Genomic DNA, 24,076 nt, shown 5'->3' with positions numbered 1-24,076 from the left:
GGCGGGTTGGCACCCGCCTGAACACTCACGAGAGGCGTTCGATGATGGTGACGTTGGCGGTGCCGCCGCCTTCGCACATCGTCTGCAGGCCGTAGCGGCCGCCGCGGCGTTCCAGTTCGTGCAGGAGCGTCGCCAGGAGCTTGGTGCCGGTGGCCCCGATCGGGTGGCCGAGGGCGATGCCGCCCCCGTTCACGTTGACCCGGTCGGGGTCCGCGCCGGTTTCGTCCAGCCACGCCAGCACGACGCTGGCGAAGGCTTCGTTGACCTCGAACAGGTCGATGTCCCCGATCGTGAGCCCGGCGCGGCGCAGTGCGTGCGCGGTGGCCGGGATCGGGCCGGTCAGCATCCACACCGGGTCCGCGGCGCGCACCGACAGGTGGTGGATCCGCGCCCGGGGCGTCAGGCCGTGCTCCTCGACGAACGACGCGGACGCCAGCAGGGCCGCGCTCGCGCCGTCGGAGATCTGGCTGGCCACGGCCGCGGTCAGCCGGGACTCCGGAGCGAGCGGCTTCAGCCCGCGCATCCGCTCCAGCGACGTGTCCCGGCGCGGCCCCTCGTCGTGCCGGAAGCCGTCGACCGGCGCGATTTCCGCGTCGAACCGCCCGGAGTCGACGGCGGCGACGGCCCGCTGGTGGCTGCGGAAGGCGTACTCCTCCATGGTCTCCCGGCTGATGTCCCAGTGCGAGGCGATCATGTCCGCGCTGCGGAACTGCGAGACCTCGACGCTGCCGTAGCGCTCCTGCCAGCCCTTCGACCCGGAGAACGGGTCCTCGAAGCCGTGTTCGCGCCCGGCCAGCATGGCCGCGCTGATCGGGATGCGGCTCATGTTCTGCACGCCGCCCGCCAGCACCAGGTCCTGCGTCCCCGACATGACGGCCTGTGCGGCGAAGTGGACGGCCTGCTGGCTCGACCCGCACTGCCGGTCGACCGTCACCCCCGGTACGTGGTCGCCGAACCCCGCCGCCAGCCACGCCGTGCGCGCGATGTTGCCCGACTGCGGGCCGAGCGTGTCGGTGCAGCCGAGGATGACGTCGTCGACGAGGTCCGGGTCGACGCCCGTGCGGGCGACGACCGCCTGGATCACATGAGCGCCGAGGTCGGCGGAGTGCCACCCGGACAGGGCACCGCCGCGCCGGCCGACCGGGGTGCGGACCGCGTCGAGGAGGAAGGCTTCGGGCACGGGCGCTCCTAGGGGTGCTGGCTGCTGACGGAGACGACTTCGCCGGTGAGGTAACCGGCGTAGTCGCTGGCGAGGAAGACCATGACGTTGGCGACCTCCCACGGTTCGGCGGCGCGGCCGAACGCCTCGCGTTTCGTGAGGTCTTCGAGGAGTTCGTCGCTGGTCACCTTGGCGAGGAAGGGGTGCATCGCGAGGCTGGGGGCGACGGCGTTGACCCGGACGTGGTGTTCGGCGGCGTCGAGCGCGGAGCAGCGGGTGAGCGCCATGACCCCGGCCTTCGCGGCCGCGTAGTGCGCCTGCCCGGCCTGGGCGCGCCAGCCGATCACCGACGCGTTGTTGACGATCGCGCCGCCGCCACCCTGGGCGACGAACTGCTTCAGCGCCGCGCGGGTGCAGCGGAAGGTGCCGGTGAGCGTGATGTCGAGGACGCGGGACCACTCGTCGTCGGTCATGTCCAGCACGGACTTCGTGCCGCCGAGCCCGGCGTTGTTGACCATGACGTCGATGCGCCCGTAGTGCTCGACGGCGCCGTCGATGAGGGCTTGGACCTGGTCTTCCCGCGTGACGTCGCACGGGATGGCGTGCACGTCGCCGAGTTCGGCGGCCTTCTCCTTCAGCCGCCGCTCGTGCCAGTCGCTGATGACGACTTCCGCGCCCTCCTCCCGGCAGCGCTTGGCCACGGCCGAGCCGATGCCGGTGCCGGCCGCGGCGGTGACCACGACGACCTTGCCGGCGAGCAGGTCGTGGCCGGGTGGGTAGTTCGGGATCACGGGCGGGCCTCCCGGGGCAGGCCGAGGACGCGCTCGGCGATGATGTTCCGTTCGATTTCGTCCGAGCCGCCGTAGAGGGTGTCGGCGCGGGTGAACAGGTAGAGCCGCTGCCAGTCGTCCAGTTCGGTGGTGGCCGAGGTGAGCGAACGCGCTCCGCGGGCGCGCATGGCTAGTTCGCCCAGGCCACGGTGCCACTGCGCCCACAGGAGCTTGCCGACGGCGACTTCCGGCCCCGCGGCCTGTCCGAGCGTCCGCAGGGCGTGGGCCCGCAGGACGCGCAGGCCGATCCGGGCGCGGGCGAGGTCGGCGCGCAGCAGCGGGTCGTCGTAGGTGCCGGTCCGTTCGGCCTCGGCGGTGATGTCGTCGAGTTCGCGGCGGAAGCCGATCTGCTGGCCGAGCGTCGACACCCCGCGTTCGAACCCGAGGGTGGCCATCGCGATCTTCCAGCCCTCACCGGGTTCGCCGACGACGAGGCCGGCGTCGGTACGGGCGTCGTCGAAGAAGACTTCGTTGAACTCCGACGTGCCGGTGAGCTGCTGGATCGGCCGCACGGTGACGCCGTCCTGGCGCAGCGGCACCAGCAGGTAGGACAGGCCGTGGTGACGCCGGGAGCCGGGTTCGGTGCGCGCGACGACGAAGCACCAATCGGCCACGTGCGCCAGCGAAGTCCAGATCTTCTGGCCGTTGACGACCCATTCGCCATCGCGCCGGACCGCGGACGTCGAGACGGCGGCGAGGTCGGAGCCGGCGCCGGGCTCGGAGTAACCCTGGCACCACAGCTCCTCGACGGCGAGGATCTTCGGCAGGAACCGGGATCGCTGCTCCGGTGTGCCGAACGCGATCAGCGTCGGGCCGAGGAGCTGTTCGCCGATGTGGTTGACGCGGGCGGGGGCGCCGGAAGCGGCGTACTCCTCGTGGAAGGCGACCTGCTCGGCCAGGGACAGCCCGCGGCCGCCGTGCTCGACGGGCCAGCCGACGCCGGTCCAGCCCGCGGCGGCGAGGTGGCGTTCCCAGGCCAGCCGCAGGTCGAACTCCTCGTGCTCGCGTCCCGGGCCGCCCAGGCCGCGCAGCCGGGCGAACTCGCCGGTCAGGTTGGCGGCCAGCCAGCCGGCGACTTCACGGCGGAATCCCGTCGCTTCCACGCACGCCTCCTTGCTGCCGGGCCGGTCCGGCACCTAGGGTAATGAGAACACGTTCTAGTTTGCCGGTCCAGAGGAGGGTGTGGTGGGAAGAACCACGATCCCGGCCGTCGTCCGGGACGCTGCCGCCGAGTTCGGTTCCGCGGAGGCGTTGGTCGACGGTGAGCTGAGGCTCGGCTTCGACCAGCTTCTGGAACGTGTTCGAACGGTCGCGCGCGCCTTCCTCGCCCGCGGCGTCGAGCCCGGCGACCGCGTCGCGATCACGTTGCCGAACACCTGCCACTGGGTCCTCACGGCGCTGGGCGCGCTCTACGCGGGCGCGACGCTGGTGCCGGTCAACACCCGGTTCACCGCCGCCGAGACCGTCGACCTGCTCGTCCGCGGCCGGGCGAAGGCGCTGGTCGTGGCCGCGGACTTCCTCGGCACCGACCGCTACGCCGCCGTCCGGGCGACCGGCGCGCAGCTGCCCGACCTCGGCACCGTCGTCCGGGTGGCCCTGGAAGAGCCGCACCGGCCGGTCGAGGGCACCCTCGGCTGGGACGAGTTCCTCGGGCTCGCCGAGCGTGTGTCCCTCGCCGAGGCCGAAGCGCGGGCCGACGCCGTGCGGCCGGACGACGTCAGCGACATCCTGTTCACCTCGGGCACCAGCGGCCGGTCCAAGGGCGTGCTCTCGGCCCACCGCCAGGCGGTCGGCGTCGCGGCCGCGTGGGCGGAGTGCGGCCGGGTCACCGCCGACGACCGCTACCTGGTGATCAACCCGTTCTTCCACAGCTTCGGCTACAAGGCCGGGATCCTGGTCGGGTTGCTGACCGGCGCGACGATCGTCCCGCAGGCCGTGTTCGACGTCCGCGCGGCACTGGCCCTCATCGAGCGGGAGCGCATCTCCGTGCTGCCCGGCGCGCCGACGATCTTCCAGTCCCTGCTCCAGGAACGCCGGGGCGACCTGCCGTCGCTGCGGCTCGCGGTGACCGGGGCGGCCACCGTCCCCGCGTCCCTGGTCCGGCGGATGCGGGCCGAGCTGGGGTTCGAGATCGTGCTCACCGCCTACGGCCTCACCGAAGCCGTCGTGGTGACGATGTGCCGCCCCGGCGACGACGCCGAGCTGGTGTCCCGGACGTCCGGGCGCGCGACCGCCGGGTTCGAAGTCGCGATCCAGGGCTCGCCCGGCGAGATCGTCGTCCGCGGCCCGAACGTGATGCTCGGCTACCTCGACGACCCCGGAGCCACCGCGAAAGCCGTCGACGAAGCAGGCTGGCTGCACACCGGCGACATCGGCGAGCTCGACGAGGCCGGCAACCTGACGATCACCGGCCGGCTCAAGGACATGTACATCTGCGGCGGCTTCAACGTCTACCCGGCCGAGGTCGAGCACGCGCTGACCGAACTGGACGGCGTCCGCGACGTCGCCGTCGTCGGCGTCCCGGACGGGCGGCTCGGCGAGGTCGGCAAGGCCTTCGTCGTCGGCACCGGGCTGACGGCCGAGGCGGTCGTCGCGTTCTGCCGCGACCGGCTCGCCAACTACAAGACCCCGCGGTCCGTCGAGTTCGTGGACGCACTGCCCCGCAACGCTTCCGGCAAGGTGCTGAAGCGGCTGCTGACCGAGGAGAACGCATGAGTGAACCGGTGGTCCGTGCCGAGCGGCGCGGGCCGGTCGCGGTCGTCACGATGAACCGGCCGGACTACCGCAACGCCCAGAACTCCGCGATGACGTACGCGCTGGACGACGCCTTCACGGCCGCGGTGAACGACCCCGAGGTCAAGGTGATCGTGCTGGCGGGGGAGGGCAAGCACTTCTCCGCCGGGCACGACATCGGCAGCCCGGGCCGGGACGCGGACCAGCCGTTCGACCGGCGCGCCGTGATGTGGTGGGACCACACCGACAAGGTGGGCGGCGACCAGCGGTTCGCCCGCGAGTCCGAGGTGTACCTCGGGATGTGCCGCCGGTGGCGGGAAATCCCGAAGCCGATGATCGCCAGCGTGCAGGGCGCGTGCATCGCCGGTGGGCTGATGCTGGCGTGGGTGTGCGACCTGATCGTGGCGGCCGACGACGCGTTCTTCGCCGATCCCGTGGTGCGCATGGGGATCCCGGGTGTCGAGTACTTCGCGCACCCGTGGGTGCTCGGGCCCCGCGCGGCGAAGGAAGTGCTGTTCACCGGTGAACGGTTCACCGTGCAGCAGGCCAAGGAATGGGGCATGGTCACCCGGATCGTGCCGCGCGCGGAGCTGGAAGAGCACACCTTGGCGCTGGCGGAAAAGATCAGCGGGATGCCGTCGTTCGGGCTGGCGCTGGCGAAGAAGGCGGTCAACCAGGCCGAGGACCTGATGGGGCTGCGGTCCGGAATGGACTCGGTGTTCGGGCTGCACCACTTCGCGCACGCCCACAACGCGGAGACGTCGGAAGACGCGCTCGGCGGCCAGTCGGCCCGGTCGATGCGCGACGCGAACAAGGGGGGCTGATGGACCTCGACATCGACGGGGCTTCGGCGGCTTTCCGCGACGAGGCCCGGGAATGGCTGGCTTCGCACGTGCGGGCGCTGCCGTCGATGGACACCGCGGAAGGCTTCGCGGCGCACCGGGAGTGGGAAGCTCAGCTGGCCGAGGCGCGGTGGTCGGTCGTGTCGTGGCCGGCCGAGTACCACGGCCGGGACGCTTCGATGCTGCAGTGGCTGCTGTTCGAGGAGGAGTACTACGCCGCCCGCGCGCCGGGCCGGGTGAGCCAGAACGGCATCTTCATGCTCGGCCCGACGTTGTTCGCCCACGGCACGCAGGAGCAGCGCGACCGGATCCTCCCGCCGATGGCCCGCGGCGAGCAGATCTGGGCACAGGCGTGGTCGGAACCCGAGGCGGGCAGCGACATCGCCGCGCTGCGCGGCACGGCCGTGCGCACCGACGGCGGCTGGCTGCTGTCGGGGCAGAAGACGTGGAGTTCGCGGGCCGCCTTCGCCGATCGGGCGTTCGGCCTGTTCCGCACCGACCCGGCCGCGCAGCGCCACCACGGGCTGACGTACTTCATGGCCGACCTGCGTGCCGACGGCGTCACCGTGCGGCCGATCCCGCAGCTGGACGGGGAACCCGGGTTCGCGGAGATCTTCTTCGACGACGTGTTCGTGCCCGACGCCGACGTGATCGGCGAAGCCGGGCAGGGGTGGCGGGTCGCGATGACGACGGCCAACAACGAGCGCGGCCTGTCGTTGCGCAGCCCCGGCCGGTTCCTCGCCGCCGCCGATCGCTTGGTGGATCTCTGGCGCTCTACGGGAGCTGCAGAGTCCACAAAGGACCGCGTGGCCGACGCGTGGATCGGGGCGCGGGCCTACCAGCTCTACACGTTCGGGACGGTGAGCAGGCTCGCCGAGGGCGGGGAGCTGGGCCCGGAGTCCAGCGTGAACAAGCTCTTCTGGTCCCACCTCGACGTCGAACTGCACGAGACCGCGCTCGACGTCCTCGGCCCGGCCGGGGAAACGGACCAGGACTGGGTGAACGGCTACCTGTTCTCCCTCGCCGGGCCGATCTACGGCGGCACGGACCAGATCCAGCGGAACACGATCGCCGAGCGGCTGCTGAAGCTCCCGAGGGAGGCCCGCCGATGAGGTTCCAGCTTTCGCCGGAACACCGGCAGTTCTCCGCGACGCTGCACGAGCTGCTCGGCGGGGCGGACACCGCGACCACCGCCCGGGCGTGGGCGGCCGGGGAGCACGGCCGCGGCCTCAAGCTCTGGCGCGCGCTCGCCGACGTCGGGGTGTTCGCGCTGCTCGTGGGCGAGGACGACGGCGGTCTCGGCGCCGGCCCGGTCGACCTGGTCGTCGCCTTCGAAGTACTGGGTCACCACGCGGTCCCCGGCCCGCTCGTCGAGTCGGCCGCGGTCGCCCCGGCACTGCTGACCGGCGCCAAGCTGACCGCCCTCGCCGAGGGCGACCTCCTGGCCACCGTCGTCGCCCCGCCGGAAGTCCCCCTCGCCCTGGACGCCGACGTCGCCGGCGTGGTGCTGGACCTGACCGGCGCGGAACTCACCGCCGCGGAGCCGGTCCGCTCGATCGACCCGGTGCGGCGGCTGTTCCGCGTCTCCGGCACGCCGGTGGCCGATGCGCCCGCGTTCGACCTCGGCGTCCTGGCCGTGGCGGCGCAGCTCCTCGGTGCGGGCCAATGGCTCCTGGACACCTCCGTCGCCTACGTCAAGCAGCGCCGCCAGTACGGCCGCGCCATCGGGGAGTACCAGGCGATCAAGCACCTGCTCGCCGACGTCGTCACCCGGCTCGAACTGGCGCGGCCGCTGCTCCACGGCGCGGCCGTCGCCGGGGGGACGTTCGCCAGGGACGTCTCGGCGGCCAAGGTCATGGCCGCCGACGCCGCCTACCTGGCCGCGCGGACCGCGCTGCAGGTGCACGGTGCCATCGGCTACACCGCCGAACACGACCTCGGCCTGCGGCTCACGAAGGTCCGCGCGCTGGCCGGGGCGTGGGGGACCGGGTCGTTCCACCGCGACCGGGTGCTGCGATGACCGACCCGATGGACACCGAGGAGGCGCGCGCCCTGCGGGAGGCCGTCCGGGCGCTGCTGACCCGCCGATCGGCGGTGCGGGCCGCGATGGACTCGCCACTCGGCTACGACGACAAGCTGTGGTCGACGCTGTGCGAGCAGATCGGCGTCGCCGCCCTCGCCATCCCGGAGCACTACGGCGGCGCGGGCGCGGGACTCGCCGAAACGTGCGTGGTGCTGCAGGAACTCGGCCGCACGCTGACGCCGTCGCCGCTGCTGGGTTCGGCACTGCTCTGTGGCGAAGCCCTGCTCCGCGCCGGCAACGACGAAGCCTGCGAACGGTTGCTGCCCGGCATCGCCGCGGGCACCACCCTCGCCGCGCTGGCCTGGTCCGGCGAGAACTGGACACCGGAGCTGACCGCGTCGCCCGCCGGACTCGACGGCCGCGCCCACTACGTTCTGGACGGCGACCTCGCGGACGTCCTCCTGGCCGTGGCCCGCACTTCGGACGGCACCGGGCTCTTCGAAGTGCCGCTGGACGGCGTTCACTGCGAGCGCGTGACCACCCTCGACCCGACCCGCAGGCTGGCCGTCGTGGACTTCGCCTCGACCCCGGCCCGGCGCCTCGACACCGGCGGGTTCGACCGGCCGTTGCGGCAGGTGCTCGACACCGCGGTGATCGCGGTGGCCGCGGAGCAGGTCGGCGCGGCGGCCCGCGCGCTGGAACTGACGGTGGAGTACACGAAGCAACGCCGTCAGTTCGGCCGCCCGATCGGCTCGTTCCAGGCGTTGAAGCACCGGATGGCCGACGTCCACGTCCACGTCGAGGCCGCGCGCTCGGCGTTGTACGCGGCCATTGTGGACGGTGACACCGAAGCGGTGTCGACCGCGAAAGTCGTGTGCGGCGAAGCGTTTTCGCACGCGGCCGCGGAAATGATCCAGCTGCACGGCGGCATCGCGATCACCTGGGAACACGACGCCCACCTGTACTTCAAGCGAGCGCACGGGACCGCCCTCCTGTTCGGCGATCCCGTGCGCTCGCTCGGCTGCTAGGCCAGGTGGTGGACCTCCTGCAGCCCGTACACCGGCGTCGGCAGGCCTTCGGCGCGGGCCTTGAGCTGCAGCGCGAGGTAGAGCGAGTAGTGGCGGGACTGGTGCAGGTTCCCGCCGTGGAACCACAGCCCCTCCTGCCGCGTGGGTTTCCACATGTTCCGCTGCTCGCCTTCCCACGGGCCCGGATCCTTGGTGGTGTCCGAGCCCAGGCCCCACACCTTGCCGACCTTGTCGGCGACCTCCTGGCTGATCAGGTCCGCGGCCCAGCCGTTCATCGAGCCGTACCCGGTGGCGTAGACGACCAGGTCCGCTTCCAGCTCCGTGCCGTCGTCGAGCTTCACCGAGTTCTCCGTCAGCTCGGTGACCTGGCCGTGCGCGAGCTTGACCTCGCCGTCGGCCACCAGGTCCGCGGCGCCCACGTCGATGTAGTAGCCCGAGCCGCGGCGCAGGTACTTCATGAACAGGCCGGAGCCGTCGTCGCCCCAGTCGTGGCGGAAGCCCGCGCTCTCGAGGCGGTCGTAGAACTCCTGGTCGCGGTCCTTGATCGCGGCGTACACCGGCTGCTGGAAGGTGTGCATGATCCGGTAGGGGAGCGAGGCGAACGTCAGGTCCGCCTTCTGCGTCGTCATCCCGGCGGCCAGCGCGCGCTCGGAGTAGAGGTCGCCCAGGCCGAGGTCCATCAGGGAATCCGACTTCACGATGTGCGTGGAACTGCGCTGCACCATGGTGACGTCGGCGCCGGCTTCCCACAGCGCGCCGCAGATGTCGAACGCCGAGTTGTTGGACCCGATGATCACGGCCTTCTTGCCGCGGTAGGCGTCCGGGCCGGGGTGCTTCGAGCTGTGGTGCTGCTCGCCCCGGAAGCGATCCTGGCCCGGCAGCACGGGAATGTTCGGCTTGCCCGACATCCCGGTCGCGAGCACCAGCTGCTTCGGCTTGAGGACGACCTCTTCGCCGTCGCGGTCGAGGACGACCGTCCATTCCTTCGCTTCCTCGTCGTAGGAGGCGCTCCGGCAGGTCGTCGACGACCAGTAGTTGACCTCCATGACCTTCGTGTACATCTCGAGCCAGTCGGCGATCTTGTCCTTCGGCGCGAAGACCGGCCAGTTGCGCGGGAAGTCGAGGTAGGGGAGGTGGTCGTACCAGACCGGGTCGTGCAGGCACAGCGACTTGTAGCGGCCGCGCCACTGGTCGCCGGGGCGGGCGTACCGGTCGACGACCACGTGCGGCACGCCGAGCTGGCGCAGCCGGGCGCCCAGCGCGATCCCGCCCTGGCCGCCGCCGATGACGAGCACGTACGGCTGCCGCGTCGTGCCCAGCTCCGTCGCTTCCGCCTCCCGTGCTTCGGACCAGGTGACGCGGTCGCGGTTGACGCCGTGCTCGGCGCCCTTGGGCCGGGCGGTGCCGAGCGGCTCCTCGTGGCCCTTCAGCTCGTGCAGCGTGGTGAGCAGCGTGAACGCGCCTTCGTCGGTGAGCCGCAGGTGCCCGCGTCCGCGGCCGGCCGCGGTCTCGAAGCCGATCCACGCTTCGACGACGCCGTCGCTTTCGGTCGGTTCTTCGGTGGCGTGGAAGCCGCTCGCGTCGGTGGTTTCCATCGTGGCGAGCAGCAGATCTTTTACGCCGTCACGGTTTTCGACGGTCTTGAGGTTCCACGTGAAGGCGACCAGGTCGCGCCAGAACGACGTCGTGGCGAAGAGGGCGGCGGCCCGGTCGGCGTCCCGGGCCGCGAGCGCGGCCTCGAAGTCGGCGAGCCAGCCGTCGACGCGCTGCCGGGCACCGAGCGCCGCGGCGGGTTCGAGGGTCTGGGTCATGAGCGGACCTCCCCGTCTCGGGCACCGTCGTCGTCGGCGGCGCGTTGAGGGCAGCCAACCCCGGCGGCCGGGGTCCGCGTAAGGGTTGCCCTAAGGTTGCACGACGACTTCGACGCCGGGCGCGAGCCGGTACGGGCGGGCGAGCAGCAGGCCGCCGACGAGCTTGCGCAGCCGCGACAGCTCGGCGCGCACGGTCACCACGTGCGTGCGGTCGCCGTAAACGGTTTCCGACAGCTGCGCGGCCGACACCCCGGCCGGACCCGCGGTCGCGATCAGCCGCAGCAGCTCGGCCTGGCGCCGCCCGAGCGGGTGCGTCCACCGCGCCGAGCCTTCGACGATCGCCCGCGGCGGCCCGAGTTCGAGCGTGAGCCGCAGCGGTCCGCGCCGGCTCGGCCGCAGCAGCCAGCCCCCGGGCACCGGCTCGGGTTCGCACGTCCCGAGCCCGCGCACCGCGACCGGGACTCCCGGGCTCGGCGCGGCGACCCGGTCGAGCCCCGGCACCCCGCGGTGCGCGGCGACCCAGCCGTGGTCGTCGACGACCAGCCCGGGACCGCCGGTGAGGACGTGCCCGGACAGCTGCCGGAGCCCGTGGAGCCGGGCTTCGTGCCGCTGCCACAGGAGGGCTTCGGCGAGCCGCACGGACGTCCCGACCAGCGCGACCGTCATCGGGTGCACGGTCTCGGCCGGCCCGCTGACGTCGACGATGCCGAGCAGCTCCCCGGTCCGCGGGTCGTGCAGGGGGTAGGCGGTGCAGGCCCAGGCGTGGTGCGACCGCACGAAGTGCTCGGCGGCGAACATCTGCACGGGCGCGGCCTCGGCCAGCGCGGTCCCGATCGCGTTGCTCCCGATGGCGGGCTCGGACCAGGTGGCCCCTTCGGTGAACCCGAGCGAGTCGGCGCGGTGCCGCACCCGGCGCGCCCCTTCCCGCCACAGGACGACGCCGTCGGCATCGGTGACGACCATGAGGTGGTGCGCGTCTTCGGCGACCGACGTCAGCGCGCCCCGCAGCTCGGGCAGCACTTCGTTCAGCCGGCAGCCGGTCCGGCGCCGTTCGACTTCGGCGGCGCCGAGGGGATCGGGCGCGGGCGGCCGGTCGGGATCGACGCCTTGCGCGGCCACGCGGCGCCAAGACCGTTCGACGAGCAGGCGTGGCGCGGTCCGGGGGGCTTTGCCGGCCAGGACGGCGTCGTGGATGCCCGCGAGCAGCCGGGCGTGCCCGGCGACGTCGGTGCCGGGCCGGACCGCGCAGACGCTTTCGTCCACCGCCACCTCCTGGGCCGTGGCCTCACGGTAACCCGCCTGGTGGGGGGTGGGGCAACCTTCCCGCAACCCCGCAACCCCGCAACCCGGCCACCCCGCAACCCCGGCCACCCCGCGACCCCGGGGGCTCGCCCCGCGTCCGGCGCCCGACCTCCGCGGCAGCTGGTTCGAGACCGGTCCGGGGTCAGCCGGTGAAGCGGGCCGCCGTCGCCGGGAGTTCGCGGTTGGCCTCGTCCAGGCCGCTGGCCACCGTGCGGCAGAGGGCGCAGCGGGCGATGTGCTCCGCGATCGCCGTCGCTCGCCGGGGCGACAACGCCCCGCGGACCCAAGCTCCCATCCGCCGCCGGGGCTCGCGGCAGATCGGCTCCTCCGCTTCCGGAACCTGGACCTGCAGGTACGCCTGCCGCAGCCCTTCCCGCGCCCGCATCGCCAGCGCAGCCACACTGTTGGGTGAAAGTCCGAGCAGGGGAGCGACCTCCGTCGGGGTGTCGCCCTCGGCTTCGGTGCGCCACAGCACCGTCCGCCACCGGCCCGGCAGCGTGCAGTACGCCGTCCACACCAGCTTCTCGTTCGACCGGTGCAGCGCCCGCTCATCGGCTCCGCAGGTCGCGCGAGCCTCGGGGACCGTCTCGCACAGCTCGACCCGGCTGCCCTGCTTTCCCCAGCGCGACACCAGGTTCCGCATCGTCACGACCAGGTACGGGCGCAGGTCGCCTTCCGGGCCGCCGCCGGCGCGGACCACGGCCAGGACCCGGGTGAAGGCCTCGGCCACCAGGTCGTCGCGCTCGGCGGGCTGGTTCGCCCAGCTGCCGGCGATGCGGCGCAACGGGCCCTCGTGGCGGCGGAACAGGAGGCCACCCGCGGCGAGGTCGCCGGCGCGGAGGGCGGCGAGCAGTTCCGCGTCCGGCGGGTCCTCGTTTGCTGTCCTCATCGGTACTCTCCGTGACCACGCTGCACCCAAAGTAAGAGGTACGGCAGTGTACGCGATAGCGTCGCGCCGGTACACTCCGTGCCGATGACATCGACGGACAGACCGCGGCCGCCGGATGGGCGGGCCGCGCGGTGGGCCGGGCAGCGGGAACGCCGTCGCGGCGAGTTCGTCGAGGCGGGCCTGCGCGCCATCGCGCGGTACGGGCCCGAGGTGTCCACCGAGCAGATCGCCGACGAAGCCGGCGTCGCCCGCACGCGGCTGTACCGGCACTTCGACGGCGCCGCCGACCTCCAGCACGCCATCGCGGGCCGGGTCGCGGAGCTGATCACCACCGAGTTCGCGCCGCTGTGGAGCCCCGCCGGCACGCCGATGGACCTGATCCGGACGGCGATCGGCGCGCACACCCGCTGGCTGGCCGAGCACGGCTCGCTCTACCGCTACCTGACCCGGCACGGCATGGACGGCGCCCCCGACGTCTTCGCCGACGGCAAGACCGCCATCGCCCGGCAGCTCACCGTCGTCTTCGAGCACTACCTCGGGCTCTTCGGGATGGACACCCGCGTCTGCGAGGCCGTCTCCTTCGGGCTCGTCGGCCTGGTGGAAACGAGCACCTCCCGCTGGCTCGAGAACCCCCGCGGCGTCACCCGCGCCGAGCTGGCCGCCCTGCTGGCGCGCTGGGTCTGGGGGATCGTCGACGACACCCTGCGCGCGGGCGGCGTCACCCTCGACCCGGACGTGCCGCTCGCCGCGGCCGACCTGACCGCGCCCTGACCGTCCACAGTGGAGTCCGGGTGCGCGGTGGCTGGCCCGCCCTTACGATCGCCGCAAGCACGCGGGAGCGGGGGAACGGATGGGCATCGGGGCCGGCACGTGGCTCGTCACCATCGGCGTCGTCCTGGCCTTGCTGGCCGTCGACCTCGTGCTCGCCGCGGTCCGGCCGCACCGGGTCGGGTTCGGCGAGGCCGTCGCCTGGTCGGTGGGCTACATCCTCGTCGCGGTGGCGTTCGGCGTCTGGCTGGCGCTGGCCCACGGCGGCGAGTCCGGCGCCGAGTACTTCGCCGGCTACATCGTCGAGAAGAGCCTGTCGGTCGACAACCTCTTCGTGTTCGTGATCATCATGACGACGTTCGCGGTCCCGGAGGAGCACCAGCACAAGGTGCTCACGTTCGGGATCATCCTCGCCCTGGTGATGCGCGGGCTCTTCATCGCGCTCGGCGCGGCCCTGCTCGCGTTGTTCTCCTTCATGTTCCTGCTGTTCGGCCTGCTGCTGATCTTCACCGGCGTCCAGCTGTTCCGGCACCGCGACGCCGAACCCGACATCGAGCACAACCTCGTCGTGCGCACCGCGCGGCGGCTGCTCCCGGTGTCGGAGACCTACGACGGCGGCCGGCTGACCACCACGGCCGGCGGGCGGCGGCTCGTCACCCCGCTGGTGGTCGTCCTGGTCGCGATCGGCGGCGTCGACCTGCTGTTCGCGCTGGACTCGATCCCGGCGGTGTTCGGCGTGACCGACGAGCCGTTCATCGTCTTCGCCGCGAACGCCTTCGCGCTGCTGGGCCTGCGCGCGCTGTACTTCCTCGTGAAGGGCCTGCTCGACCGGCTCGTCTACCTCTCGGCCGGGCTCGCGGTGATCCTCGCGTTCATCGGGGTGAAGCTGATCCTGCACTGGGCGCACGTCGACCTCGACGAGCGCGTCCCGGAGATCGCCACCCCGGTCAGCCTCGCGGTGATCATCGGCGTGCTGGCCGCGGTGACCGTCGCCAGCCTGCTCAAGACCCGCCGCGACCCCGGGGCGAAGGCGCACCCGGGCTCGCTGCGCGGGTCCGCCTCAGACCGCGAAGACCTGTGAGTCGTCGGCGAACGCCTTGAACTCCAGGGCGTTCCCGGCCGGGTCGAGCAGGAACATCGTCCACTGCTCACCGGGCTGCCCTGCGAACCTGAGGTAGGGCTCGATCACGAACGCCGTCCCGGCCGCGCGCAGCCGCTCGGCCAGGGCGTGGAACTCCTCGACGGTCAGGAGCAGGCCGAAGTGCGGCACCGGCACGTCGTGGCCGTCGACCGGGTTGTGCACCCGCTCCGGCCGGGACGGCGCCAGGTGCGTCACGAACTGGTGCCCGTGCAGGTTCCAGTCGACCCAGGTGTCGGCGCTGCGGCCCGGTTCGAGGCCGAGGACTTCGCCGTAGAAGCGGCGGGCGGCGGCGAGGTCGTCGACGGGCATCGCGAGGTGGAAGCGGGGGAGAGTCATGTCTGGATGTTAACATTACGACATGAGTGCTCAAGTGGCCCCCGCGCGCCGGCGCGGGCTGGCCGACGAGGTGGCCGACCGCGTCCGCGACGCGATCTTCGGCGGCGTCTACGCGCCGGGCAGCGCGCTGCGGGAGGTGGAGCTCGCGGAAGCGCTGGGCGTCAGCCGCGGGCCGGTGCGGGAAGCGCTGCTCAAGCTGGAGCGTGAGGGGCTCGTCCGCAGCGAGTGGCACCGGGGCACCACGGTCACCGCGCTGTCCGACGCGGACGTCGCCGAGCTGGACAGCCTGCGGGCGGCGCTCGAACAGCTCGCCGTCGCCCTGGTGGTCGAGCGCGCGCCCGGCCTGGCCGAGGTCGACGCCGTCGTCGGCCGGATGGAACGGGCCGCCGACGTGCACGAAATGGTCCGCTGCGACCTCGCGTTCCACGACGCGGTCTACGCCGCCGCCGGCCACCGGCGCCTGCGCGAAGCGTGGGAAGCGATCCGCTCACAGGTGCACCTGTTCCTGCTGACCCGGATCGGCGTCGAAGCCGAGGGCTACCTCGACGGCATCCCGGCCGAGCACCGCGAGCTCGCCGAGGCGCTGCGGGCGCGTGACCTCGACGCGGCGCTCGAGCTCTTCGCCGTGCACCGCCGTCACGCGTACGAGATCCTGCGCGGGAGTTGACGCCGGCGTCGTCCGGCGCGGATCGTGGACCGATGGCGGCACGCATGGGTGCGCGGTTCACCGGCGACCTGGCCGAACTGCGCTACGAACCGGTGGCGAAGCGGGTGCGGGCGGTCGCGAGTGGACGGACGTTCGCCGACTCGCGCCGGGCCGTGCTGGTCTGGGAACCGAAGCGGGTCGTGCCCTCGTACGCGTTCCCGCTCGCGGACCTGCGCGCGACCCCGGCCCCCGCGGACACCGCGGCGGCGCCGGAGCACCCGGTCCGGCCGGCCGAGGGCGGCCCGCCGGTCCTCGACCCGCGGACCGCGTTCGCCGTGCACACCTGCGCGGGCGAGCCGCTGACCCTGGCCGCCGACGGCGTGACGCTGCCGGGCGCGGGTTTCCGGCCCGCCGACCCCGACCTGGGCGAGCACGTCGTCCTCGACTTCGCCGCCTTCGACGAGTGGCTCGAGGAAGCCGAACCGATCGTCGGCCACCCGCGGGACCCGTTCTCGCGCATCGACGTCCGGCGCGGCGACAGCCGGGTCCGGATCGAGGTCGACGGCGTCGTCGTGGCCGACTCGGCCGCGCCCCGGATGCTGTTCGAAACCGGCATCACCACCCGCTACTACCTGCCGCGCGAAGACGTCCGGATGGAGCTGCTGACCCCGTCGGGCACCCGCACCACGTGCGCCTACAAAGGACACGCGAGCTACTGGTCGGTCGGCGCGCACCCCGATCTCGCCTGGACGTACGACGAACCGCTGTCCGACGCGCGGGACGTCGCCGGGTACATCGCCTTCCTGACCGAACGCGTCGACGTCTTCCTGGACGGGGAGCGGCAGCCGCGGCCGGTCACGCCCTGGTCATAGCACCAGGTCCGCCGGACCGCCGATCTCCCGCACCTCGCTCGTGGATTCCTGCTGCGCCAACGGGTCCGCGTCCGGCAGCTCGCCGAACGACAGCCCCGTCAGCTCGGCGACGCGCCGGACCGGGACCTGGTAGGTGCGGTAGGCGCCGTAGCTGAACTCGCCCGCCAGCTCCAGTCCCTTGATCAGTTCCTCCTGGCTCAGCAGATAGGCCGTCGCCGAGAGCGTGCCGTCGGTCTTCACCATCGCGACGACCTTCCAGAACTGGCGCGGCAACCGCACCCCGCGGTAGCGGTCGTCGTCCTCGGCCAGCACCGGGCCGGTCAGCACGGTGACCTTGAGGTCGTGGTTGTCCGCGTTGTTCAGCACGTAGTCCTCGAGCCCGGCCCACGTGGTCTTGTTCTGGTTGAAGTCCTTGTGCTGCGGCGAACAGTTCGTGAAGTGGAACGTGTCGTCGTTGCCCAGCTGGGCGATCGCCTCGGTCGCACCCCACGCCGGGTCGAGGCGGCGGACCAGGTGGCCGCGGTCGAGCGGGTTGGCCCGGTAGATCTTCTCACCGGCCTGCTCGGCCTCCTCGACGCGCGGGTCCAGCGACCAGTGATCGGCTTCGCGGTGCAGTGACCGGCTGGTGCGCCCGTCGATGTTGACCGCGGTGAACAGCGCGAGCCGCCGCTCCTTGTGCAGCACGACGCTGAAGTGGTGGTACGGCAGCACGTACCGCGGTTCGGCGGTGGCCTGCCGGTTGAGCGCGGCCAGCGGCACGAGGGCCTCGGGCAGGGCGGGCAGCGGCACGGCGTGCCCGGGCAGGAAGGCCGGGTCGTAGCCCTCGCGGTTCGAGTAGTCCGGGTCGATCCGGCCGGTCTCCGGCCGGGCGGCCGCCACGGGCAGGGCGCGGCCGGCCAGCCGGTCGGCGAGGGCCTGCTGCTCGGCCGGGAACCGGTGCGTGCGCAGGAAAGCCAGCAGCTTGCTGACCCGGATGCCTTCGTTGATGAAGCGGCCGAGCTCGGCGTGGTCGCCGGTGGGGACGCTCGCGTGGTGCAGCGCCACGACCTCCCACTGGTCGTTGAACACCGGCGAACCCGACGACCCGGGTTCGGTGTCGGTCTCGTAGTGCAGGAACTGCTCCAGCACGTCGACGACGCGGTTCTCCCGCAGCGCGACCTTCTTCTTGTCGCCCTGGGGGTGCTGGACGATGGTGACGAAGTCGCCGACGATCGCCTTGCCCTCGGTGCCGATCAGCCGGTTGTACCCGAAGGCGGCGAGGTCGTCCGCGGACGCTTGCACGGCGACGAGCGCGAAGTCGAGATCCTCGTCCGCGACGAAGAAGCGGCCGGGGTCGAGCCGGAACGCGCGCACCGGCCGGGGCAGGCCGTCGACGCCGTCCTGGTAGTCGAACTCGATCACGCTGAACCCGGCGGTCGCCGCGTCGGGCAGCACGTGGTGGTTGGTGAGCAGCAGTTCCGGCGACACCAGCGACCCGGTGCCGTAGCCGGTGAGCCGGCCGCGGTCGTCGCGGATGTTCACCCGGCCCACGGCCGACGCCGCCCGGACACCGCCTTCGAGGTAACCGACGCCGAGGAGGTCGTCGGTGAGGATGATCCGTTCGAGGATCGCGCCCGCGGCCGCCATCGCCGCGGGCTCGCCGGCCACGATCGCCGCCGGGCTGACCGGGCGCACGTCGGGGTGGTAGCGGGCGAGCCGGTCGATCCGGGTGGCCACGCGGCGCGGCTCGTCGGCCCTGGCGATCCCGCCGGGCGTGCGCAGCAGGGCGATCTTGGCCCGCCGTTCGACGATCCGCCGTCCGGCTCGCGCGGCGGCGGCCGCTTGCTGAGCGGACGGCCGTTCGGTCTTGACGTCCACGGTGCCTCCCCGGACGAAGCGGAAATCACCGCGTTAGTCGCATTCGTCCGGGGTCCGTTACACGGATTCCGCTGTTTCGGCCGGAATGTGATGGTTCATTTTCGCTTCATTCGGAGAAAGGGAGAAAAATAACCGCCCGGCGCGCGGCCGGTCCGGCGGTTCGCAACGTCATGAACGGGTCGTTCACCGCGCCGGACGCGGTGAACGGGTCGTTCATGACGTCCCGGACCGGGGTCAGGGCGAACGTGCGTGGACGGGCGAGACAGCCACCGGCCGGCGAGCGTGCGAGCATCCTGCCATGTCTTCGATCATGCGGGCGTTCGTGCTCACCGGCCCCCGGGAGTACGCCGTGCAGGAGGTTCCCGCGCCGGCCGCGGCACCGGGTGAGGTCGTCGTCGACGTCGAGCGCGCCGGCGTGTGCGGCACCGACGTCGAGTTCTTCACCGGCGAGATGCCCTACCTGCACGACGGCCACGCCGCCTACCCGATGCGGCTGGGGCACGAATGGGCGGGCACGGTCTCGGCTATCGGCGACGGCGTCGACCCCGCCTGGCTCGGCCGCCGGGTCATGGGCGACACGATGCTCGGCGACCGGACGTGCCGCCGGTGCCGGAAGGGGCACCAGCACACCTGCGAGCAGCGCGAGGAGGTCGGCATCCGCGGTGGCCGGCCGGGCGCGCTGGCCGAGCGGCTCGCCGTGCCGGCGTGGTCGCTGCACGCGCTGCCGGACCCGGTCGACGCCGTGCTCGGCGCCCTGGTCGAACCCGGCGGCAACGCCCTGCGCGCGGCACGGGCCGCCCAGGCCGGCCCCGGCGACCGGGTGCTCGTGCTCGGGCCGGGCACGATCGGGCTGCTGACGGCGATGTTCCTGCGGGCCGCGGGTGCCGAGGTGCACCTGATGGGCGTGGCCGAGCTGGACTTCGCCCGCGGCCTGGGCTTCACCGGCGTCTGGACCCGCGAGACGCTGCCGGAACTGCCGTTCGACGCGGTCGTCGACGCCACCGGCGCGGCCGCGGCGCCCGCGCTCGCGGTGGACCTCGTGGAGCCGGCTGGGCGGGTCGTCTACATCGGACTGTCGGGCGACCCCAGCCGGGTGGACACGCGTGCGCTGGTCTTCAAGGACGTCACGGCCGTCGGGGTCCTGTCGGCGTCGCCGGGCCTGGCGGAGGCGATCGACGCGTACGCGAGCGGAGCGGTCGACCCGCGCCCGCTGGTGGGGGCGACCGTCGGCCTCGACGGCGTCGGCGCGGTGCTGGCGGGGGAGCGGCCCGGGGGTGCGGGGCCGAAGGTCCACATCGACCCGCGGCGCTAAGTCCTCGGCGAGGCGAGCGTGGTGGGCCGGGATCGTCCGCGCAGCACCACTTCTTCCTTCGCCACCCACTGGGCCGCCTCGGTCCCCGCGGCGGACTCGACCGCCGTCCAGGAGGCCAGCAGGCGGGCGGGGGCGTTCTTGGCCAGCTCCGTCAGCCGGGCGGCTTCGTTGACCGGGTCGCCGATCACCGTGTACTCGAAGCGGCGCGGGTCGCCGACGTTGCCCGCGACCGCGTCGCCGGTGGCCACGCCGAGGCCGGCCGGGCCGTCCGGGACCTCCTCGGCCAGGCGCCGGGCGATCGCGCGGGCGGCGGCCAGTGCGCACGTCGCGTGGTCGGCGAGCGGGGCCGGCGCCCCGAAGATCGCCAGTGCTGCGTCGCCGACGAACTTGTTGACCAGCCCGTGGTGCCGGTCGACCTCGTCGACCACCACGGCGAAGAACCGGTTCAGCAGAGCGACGACCTCCTCGGGCGGGCGGCTCGCGGCCAGCGCCGTCGAGCCGACGAGGTCGACGAACAGCACCGACACCGTCCGCACCGTGCCGCCCAGCTCGGTGGCCGTGCGCATGGCCTCGACCGCGACCTCGTGGCCGACGTGCCTGCCGAACAGGTCGCGCATGCGCTCGCGCTCGGCCAGCCCGGCCGCCATCCCGTTGAACCCCGCCTGCAGCAGGCCGAGCTCGCTGCCGTCGTAGACCGGGATCTCCACGGCGAAATCGCCCGCCCGGACGCGGCCCAGCGCGTCCTGGACCGACGTGATCGGGTTGACCACCGCGCGGGCGGTGAACACCGTGACCAGCAGGCCGAAGCACAGCACGACCAGCCCGAGCACGATCACCGACACGGCCAGCTTCGTCGTCGAGACGTCGCCGCGGACCCAGGCCAGCACCGCGGTCACCACCAGCCCGGCCACCGGCACCCCGGTGCCCAGGCACCAGAACAGCAGCATCCGCAGGTTGACGCCGCCGGTGACCGGGCGCGGCGGCGTCGTGCCCGCCAGCGCCAGTGCCGCGTACGGCCGCAGCGCGAACTCGCCGAACAGGTAGGCGATCGCGCAGACGACGACGGCGGCGAAGGCGACGACGAGGAGCTCGGTCAGCGCCACCGACGGCTGGACGAGGACGGCGAGACCGCCGAACACCAGTGTCGCGACGCCCCACAGCACGGCCTGCAGCACGGTGAGCCGCAGCGGGACGCGCAGGCTCGCGGTGCGTTCGGCGTCGGTGGGCCGGCGCCCCTCGGCCGCCCAGTGCAGCGTCCGCAACGCGCCGCCGGTGCCCCACAGCGTGCCGACGACGACCGCCGAAACGACGTACACGGGTACCGCGATCGCGGTGACGCGGACGAGGTCGGCGGACATCCCCGGCGCCGGCATGAGCAGGGCCGCGAGCCCGACCACGACCAGTGCGCCGATGACGTTGGTGGCGATCAGGGCGGCCGTGAGCAGCCGCTGGACCCGCCGCCGCAACGCCGTGACGTTCTGGTCCAGCGGGCCGAGCAGCCCGGAGCCGTACGGCAGGGGTTTCACCCGCTGAGTGTACAACCGTTCACTCAGATGCCCGCTGGTGGGCGGGAAAGTATGTGTTACGGTTGGTAACAGTGAACTTGGGTAACACCTGTCGAGGAGGTCGGCCATGACGAGCATCGGCGAAGCGGGCGTGTCGGACCGGGAGACCGTGGCGCGGCGGCTGCTCGACTCGTCGGAGCAGCTGTCCTACGACCCCGTCAAGGAGGTCGACTGGGAGACGCCGCTGGACACCGACTACCACGGTGCGAGCCCGGAGTGGAGCACGCTCTACGGGACCTCCTACTGGGCGGAAATGACGCCCGGGCAGCAGCGCGAGCTGACCCGCCAGGAGGCGGCGTCGGTGGCGAGCACCGGGATCTGGTTCGAGATGATCCTCCAGCAGATGGTGCTGCGCGACTTCTACGGCAAGGACCCGACGGACCCGGCGTTCCAGTGGGCGCTGACCGAGATCGCCGACGAGTGCCGCCACTCGATCATGTTCGCCCGCGGTGCCGCGAAGCTGCGCGCGCCCGCGTACCGGCCGCGCCGGTTCGTCGTCGAACTGGGCCGGGTCTTCAAGGCCACGGCGACCGGGGAAGCGGCGTACGCGGCGATCCTCGTCGCCGAAGAGGTCCTCGACGTCATGCAGCGCGACTGGATGCGCGACGAGCGCGTGGTCCCGTTCGTGCGGACCATCAACAACATCCACGTGGTCGAGGAGTCGCGGCACATGAAGTTCGCCCGCGAGGAGACCCGCGAGCGGCTCGAGGGCGCCGGGTGGCTGCGCCGCCAGATCAACGGCTTCGTCGTCGCGGTGGCGTCGTACTTCATCGTCACCAGCATGGTGAACGCCAAGGTGTACGAGAACGCCGGGCTGGACGGCAAGCGGGCGCGGCGCGAGGCGAAGGCGAACGAGCACCACAAGTCGATGCTGCGCTCGAGCTGCTCCGGGCTGATGGAGTTCCTGCACTCGGCCGGGCTGCTCACCAAGCCGTCGCTGTGGTTCTACCAGCGCGCGAACCTGATCTGACATGGCGTTCGCGATCACGCAGACCTGCTGCGCCGACGCGTCCTGCGTGTCGGTCTGCCCGGTCAACTGCATCCACCCGACGCCGGACGAGCCGGACTTCGGCACGACCGACATGCTCTACGTCGACCCGGACACGTGCATCGACTGCGGTGCCTGCGCCGACGCGTGCCCGGTCGACGCGATCTTCCCGGCCGGCGCCCTGACCGGGCCGCTCGCGGCCTACACCGACATCAACGCGGAGTACTACGCGGAGCGGGACGTGCTGGCCGAGGCCGCGGTCGCGCCGAACTTCCACCGGTGGTCGCCGCCGTCGTTCGCCCGGATCCTCCCGAGCGACTTCGCGCCGCTCGACGTCGCGGTCGTCGGCACCGGGCCGGCGGGCCTGTACGCGGTCGAGGACCTGTTGCTGCACACCGATTCCCGGGTCACGCTCATCGACCGGCTGCCGGCGGCGGGCGGGCTGATCCGCTACGGCGTCGCGCCCGACCACCCGTCGACGAAGAAGATCGGCGAGACGTTCGCCCGCTTCCACGACCACCCGCGGCTGCGCCTGCGGCTCGGCGTCGAGGCCGGTCCGGAGCTGGCCGGGCGGCACGACGCGGTGATCTACGCGGTCGGCGCGACGGAGGCCCGGCCCCTCGGCATCCCGGGCGAAGACCTGCCCGGCAGCCTCCCGGCCGCCGCGGTGGTCGGCTGGTACAACGGCCACCCGGACATCGCGCCGGACGCCGTCGACCTCTCGGCCGAGCGGGTGGTCGTGGTGGGCACCGGCAACGTGGCCCTCGACGTCGCCCGGATCCTGACGGCGGACCCGTCTTCGCTGGCCGGTACGTCCCTCGCCCCGGCGGCCCTGGCTCAGCTGCGGTCGAGCAAGGTCCGCGAGGTCGTGGTGCTGGCCCGCCGGGGCCCGGAGGACGCCGCGTACACGCGGTCGGAACTGCTGGCGCTGGCGGCCCGGGGCGACCTCGTCGTGGACGGCCACGACCCGCGCATCGCCGCGGCGATCGACAGCGGGGACGGGAAAGCCGCGTTGCTCCGGGGTTTGCCGCGCGAGGCCGTGGACTGGTCGTCGCCACCGCCGGACGGACGGCGGATCGTGCTGCGGTTCCACTCTTCGCCGGTCGCGTTCACCGGTGACACCGAGGTGCGCAGCGTGCTCACCTCCGGTGGCGCCGAGATCCCGACGGGCCGGGTGGTCCGGGCCGCGGGCTTCCGCGGCGCGCCGGTGGCCGGGCTGCCGTTCGACGCCGAAACCGGGACCGTGCCGAACGTTTCGGGCCGGGTCACGCCCGGGACGTACGTCGCGGGCTGGATCAAGCGCGGCCCGTCGGGCGGGATCGGCGCGAACAAGGCGTGCGCCCGGGAGACGGTCGGCGCCCTGCTGGCGGACGCCGTCGCCGGCCGCCTGCGCACCCGCGCACCCCGGCGCGGACTGGCCCGGGTGTTCGGCCGGTCAGCCGCCCGCGGGTGAATGGCTGGTGTGGGTGAATTCCACAGTGGACAGCATCGAGGCGTCCGTCGTGGTGCGCTTGCGGCCGAAGGCCAGGACCTTCGCCGGCTCGACCGCGAACACCGCGGCGTCGTGGCCGCCCTGCCGGAAGCCGTCGTCGGTGGCCTCGTAGACCCAGCTGCCGTCCCACTTGGCCAGCCAGGCCTCGGCGAGCCGGGTCAGCTCGGCGCGGCCCGAGACGCGGCGGGCGACGCCTTCGACCACGACGTCCAGCGCGTCGTCCCAGGAGTCGCGGCCGGTGGTCAGCACGACGTTCGGGTTCGCGGTCAGGTTGAGGTACTTCTGCTCGGTCTCGCCGGTCGCGAAGTGCAGTGTGCCGTCCAGCCACACCGCGACCAGCGGCGTGACGTGCGGGCGGCCGTCGGACCGCACCGTGGTGAGCCAGCTGATCTGCGCCGCTTCCAGCGTTCGCGTGGTTTCGGCCCAGTCCGTGGCCCGGGTGCCGGGGTCGCTGAACCGTTCGTCGAGCCGGGTTTCCATCG

At 72.7% G+C, this 24,076-nt stretch carries 22 protein-coding genes; 12 read left to right on the top strand and 10 right to left on the bottom strand.

The genetic code is table 11. The features are described 5' to 3' along the window. Positions 1–25: 25 nt before the first annotated feature. From MUY14_RS18580 to MUY14_RS18570, 3 genes are read right to left on the bottom strand one after another with little or no spacing between them, the layout of a single operon-like run. Positions 26–1,180, bottom strand: a complete 1,155-nt coding sequence (locus tag MUY14_RS18580; RefSeq protein ID WP_247024268.1) for an acetyl-CoA C-acetyltransferase — start codon at positions 1,178–1,180, stop codon at positions 26–28. 8 nt (positions 1,181–1,188) lie between these two features. Continuing rightward, a complete protein-coding gene (locus MUY14_RS18575; protein WP_247024267.1) occupies positions 1,189–1,950 on the bottom strand; it encodes an SDR family oxidoreductase in 762 nt (253 codons plus the stop codon). After that, on the bottom strand, positions 1,947–3,092 hold the full coding sequence (locus tag MUY14_RS18570; RefSeq protein ID WP_247024266.1) for an acyl-CoA dehydrogenase family protein: 1,146 nt from the start codon (positions 3,090–3,092) through the stop codon (positions 1,947–1,949). The genes MUY14_RS18575 and MUY14_RS18570 overlap by 4 nt, the downstream gene beginning before the upstream one ends. 82 nt (positions 3,093–3,174) lie before the next feature. Here MUY14_RS18570 and MUY14_RS18565 point away from each other — a divergent pair, with 82 nt between their 5' ends. From MUY14_RS18565 to MUY14_RS18545, 5 genes are read left to right on the top strand one after another with little or no spacing between them, the layout of a single operon-like run. After that, positions 3,175–4,704 carry a FadD3 family acyl-CoA ligase gene (locus MUY14_RS18565; RefSeq protein ID WP_247024265.1) on the top strand — a complete coding sequence of 510 codons (1,530 nt, stop codon included), beginning with the start codon at positions 3,175–3,177 and terminating at the stop codon, positions 4,702–4,704. Next, positions 4,701–5,546, top strand: coding sequence for an enoyl-CoA hydratase (locus MUY14_RS18560; protein WP_247024264.1), 846 nt, complete (start codon positions 4,701–4,703; stop codon positions 5,544–5,546). Before MUY14_RS18565 ends, MUY14_RS18560 begins: the two co-directional genes overlap by 4 nt. Continuing rightward, complete coding sequence (locus MUY14_RS18555) at positions 5,546–6,676, top strand: acyl-CoA dehydrogenase family protein (protein WP_247024263.1); 1,131 nt, start codon at positions 5,546–5,548, stop codon at positions 6,674–6,676. Before MUY14_RS18560 ends, MUY14_RS18555 begins: the two co-directional genes overlap by 1 nt. Next, complete coding sequence (locus MUY14_RS18550) at positions 6,673–7,584, top strand: acyl-CoA dehydrogenase family protein (protein WP_247024262.1); 912 nt, start codon at positions 6,673–6,675, stop codon at positions 7,582–7,584. The genes MUY14_RS18555 and MUY14_RS18550 overlap by 4 nt, the downstream gene beginning before the upstream one ends. Beyond that, positions 7,581–8,615: an acyl-CoA dehydrogenase family protein gene (locus MUY14_RS18545; protein WP_247024261.1), complete on the top strand. Its 1,035-nt coding sequence runs from the start codon at positions 7,581–7,583 to the stop codon at positions 8,613–8,615. The genes MUY14_RS18550 and MUY14_RS18545 overlap by 4 nt, the downstream gene beginning before the upstream one ends. Here MUY14_RS18545 and MUY14_RS18540 read toward each other — a convergent pair. The 3 genes from MUY14_RS18540 to MUY14_RS18530 all read right to left on the bottom strand — a co-directional run bounded on the left by MUY14_RS18540 (position 8,612) and on the right by MUY14_RS18530 (position 12,617). Next, entirely contained in the window at positions 8,612–10,426 is a 1,815-nt protein-coding gene (locus tag MUY14_RS18540; protein ID WP_247024260.1) for an NAD(P)/FAD-dependent oxidoreductase, read from the bottom strand. The genes MUY14_RS18545 and MUY14_RS18540 overlap by 4 nt on opposite strands. 90 nt (positions 10,427–10,516) lie before the next feature. Then, on the bottom strand, positions 10,517–11,689 hold the full coding sequence (locus MUY14_RS18535; RefSeq protein WP_247024259.1) for a GAF domain-containing protein: 1,173 nt from the start codon (positions 11,687–11,689) through the stop codon (positions 10,517–10,519). 181 nt (positions 11,690–11,870) lie between these two features. Continuing rightward, positions 11,871–12,617: a sigma-70 family RNA polymerase sigma factor gene (locus MUY14_RS18530; RefSeq protein WP_247024258.1), complete on the bottom strand. Its 747-nt coding sequence runs from the start codon at positions 12,615–12,617 to the stop codon at positions 11,871–11,873. Positions 12,618–12,701: 84 nt separating this feature from the next. Between MUY14_RS18530 and MUY14_RS18525 the strand changes: the two genes are divergently transcribed. Further along, positions 12,702–13,388: a TetR/AcrR family transcriptional regulator gene (locus MUY14_RS18525; RefSeq protein ID WP_247024257.1), complete on the top strand. Its 687-nt coding sequence runs from the start codon at positions 12,702–12,704 to the stop codon at positions 13,386–13,388. Between the two features lie 79 nt (positions 13,389–13,467). Beyond that, the gene (locus tag MUY14_RS18520) at positions 13,468–14,466 is read left to right on the top strand and encodes a TerC/Alx family metal homeostasis membrane protein (RefSeq protein ID WP_247024256.1); all 999 of its coding nucleotides are present in this window, start codon (positions 13,468–13,470) and stop codon (positions 14,464–14,466) included. Here the strand turns inward: MUY14_RS18520 and MUY14_RS18515 are convergent. Continuing rightward, a complete protein-coding gene (locus MUY14_RS18515; protein ID WP_247024255.1) occupies positions 14,446–14,862 on the bottom strand; it encodes a VOC family protein in 417 nt (138 codons plus the stop codon). The two genes, MUY14_RS18520 and MUY14_RS18515, sit on opposite strands and share 21 nt — an antisense overlap. 22 nt (positions 14,863–14,884) lie before the next feature. Between MUY14_RS18515 and MUY14_RS18510 the strand changes: the two genes are divergently transcribed. After that, on the top strand, positions 14,885–15,529 hold the full coding sequence (locus MUY14_RS18510) for a GntR family transcriptional regulator (RefSeq protein WP_247024254.1): 645 nt from the start codon (positions 14,885–14,887) through the stop codon (positions 15,527–15,529). Between the two features lie 32 nt (positions 15,530–15,561). Next, entirely contained in the window at positions 15,562–16,380 is an 819-nt protein-coding gene (locus MUY14_RS18505) for a DUF427 domain-containing protein (protein WP_247024253.1), read from the top strand. Here the strand turns inward: MUY14_RS18505 and MUY14_RS18500 are convergent. Continuing rightward, positions 16,375–18,237: a DNA/RNA non-specific endonuclease gene (locus MUY14_RS18500; protein ID WP_247024252.1), complete on the bottom strand. Its 1,863-nt coding sequence runs from the start codon at positions 18,235–18,237 to the stop codon at positions 16,375–16,377. The two genes, MUY14_RS18505 and MUY14_RS18500, sit on opposite strands and share 6 nt — an antisense overlap. A gap of 298 nt (positions 18,238–18,535) precedes the next feature. On the opposite strand from MUY14_RS18500, the gene MUY14_RS18495 reads away from it, so the two are divergent. Next, entirely contained in the window at positions 18,536–19,549 is a 1,014-nt protein-coding gene (locus MUY14_RS18495; protein WP_247024251.1) for a zinc-binding dehydrogenase, read from the top strand. On the opposite strand, the gene MUY14_RS18490 is transcribed toward MUY14_RS18495, so the two are convergent. After that, on the bottom strand, positions 19,546–21,075 hold the full coding sequence (locus tag MUY14_RS18490; RefSeq protein ID WP_247024250.1) for an adenylate/guanylate cyclase domain-containing protein: 1,530 nt from the start codon (positions 21,073–21,075) through the stop codon (positions 19,546–19,548). The two genes, MUY14_RS18495 and MUY14_RS18490, sit on opposite strands and share 4 nt — an antisense overlap. Before the next feature lie 106 nt (positions 21,076–21,181). Here MUY14_RS18490 and MUY14_RS18485 point away from each other — a divergent pair, with 106 nt between their 5' ends. Both MUY14_RS18485 and MUY14_RS18480 read left to right on the top strand, forming a co-directional pair. After that, complete coding sequence (locus tag MUY14_RS18485; protein ID WP_247024249.1) at positions 21,182–22,084, top strand: diiron oxygenase; 903 nt, start codon at positions 21,182–21,184, stop codon at positions 22,082–22,084. Between the two features lies 1 nt (position 22,085). Further along, positions 22,086–23,555: an FAD-dependent oxidoreductase gene (locus tag MUY14_RS18480; protein ID WP_247024248.1), complete on the top strand. Its 1,470-nt coding sequence runs from the start codon at positions 22,086–22,088 to the stop codon at positions 23,553–23,555. Here MUY14_RS18480 and MUY14_RS18475 read toward each other — a convergent pair. Then, on the bottom strand, positions 23,538–24,074 hold the full coding sequence (locus MUY14_RS18475) for a pyridoxamine 5'-phosphate oxidase family protein (RefSeq protein ID WP_247024247.1): 537 nt from the start codon (positions 24,072–24,074) through the stop codon (positions 23,538–23,540). The genes MUY14_RS18480 and MUY14_RS18475 overlap by 18 nt on opposite strands. Between the last annotated feature and the right edge of the window lie 2 nt (positions 24,075–24,076).

Source organism: Amycolatopsis sp. FBCC-B4732, from assembly GCF_023008405.1.
GTDB classification, from domain to species: Bacteria; Actinomycetota; Actinomycetes; order Mycobacteriales; family Pseudonocardiaceae; genus Amycolatopsis; species Amycolatopsis pretoriensis_A.
Note: the sequence above shows the minus strand (reverse complement) of the source record. Positions and strands in the feature narration are given on the sequence as shown.

Coding starts and splice junctions, on each gene's coding strand:
- MUY14_RS18560 (WP_247024264.1), top strand. CDS start 4,701: ATGAGTGAACCGGTGGTCCGTGCCGAGCGGCGCGGGCCGGTCGCGGTC.
- MUY14_RS18555 (WP_247024263.1), top strand. CDS start 5,546: ATGGACCTCGACATCGACGGGGCTTCGGCGGCTTTCCGCGACGAGGCC.
- MUY14_RS18550 (WP_247024262.1), top strand. CDS start 6,673: ATGAGGTTCCAGCTTTCGCCGGAACACCGGCAGTTCTCCGCGACGCTG.
- MUY14_RS18545 (WP_247024261.1), top strand. CDS start 7,581: ATGACCGACCCGATGGACACCGAGGAGGCGCGCGCCCTGCGGGAGGCC.
- MUY14_RS18540 (WP_247024260.1), bottom strand. CDS start 10,426: ATGACCCAGACCCTCGAACCCGCCGCGGCGCTCGGTGCCCGGCAGCGC.
- MUY14_RS18530 (WP_247024258.1), bottom strand. CDS start 12,617: ATGAGGACAGCAAACGAGGACCCGCCGGACGCGGAACTGCTCGCCGCC.
- MUY14_RS18525 (WP_247024257.1), top strand. CDS start 12,702: ATGACATCGACGGACAGACCGCGGCCGCCGGATGGGCGGGCCGCGCGG.
- MUY14_RS18520 (WP_247024256.1), top strand. CDS start 13,468: ATGGGCATCGGGGCCGGCACGTGGCTCGTCACCATCGGCGTCGTCCTG.
- MUY14_RS18515 (WP_247024255.1), bottom strand. CDS start 14,862: ATGACTCTCCCCCGCTTCCACCTCGCGATGCCCGTCGACGACCTCGCC.
- MUY14_RS18510 (WP_247024254.1), top strand. CDS start 14,885: ATGAGTGCTCAAGTGGCCCCCGCGCGCCGGCGCGGGCTGGCCGACGAG.
- MUY14_RS18505 (WP_247024253.1), top strand. CDS start 15,562: ATGGCGGCACGCATGGGTGCGCGGTTCACCGGCGACCTGGCCGAACTG.
- MUY14_RS18495 (WP_247024251.1), top strand. CDS start 18,536: ATGTCTTCGATCATGCGGGCGTTCGTGCTCACCGGCCCCCGGGAGTAC.
- MUY14_RS18485 (WP_247024249.1), top strand. CDS start 21,182: ATGACGAGCATCGGCGAAGCGGGCGTGTCGGACCGGGAGACCGTGGCG.
- MUY14_RS18480 (WP_247024248.1), top strand. CDS start 22,086: ATGGCGTTCGCGATCACGCAGACCTGCTGCGCCGACGCGTCCTGCGTG.
- MUY14_RS18475 (WP_247024247.1), bottom strand. CDS start 24,074: ATGGAAACCCGGCTCGACGAACGGTTCAGCGACCCCGGCACCCGGGCC.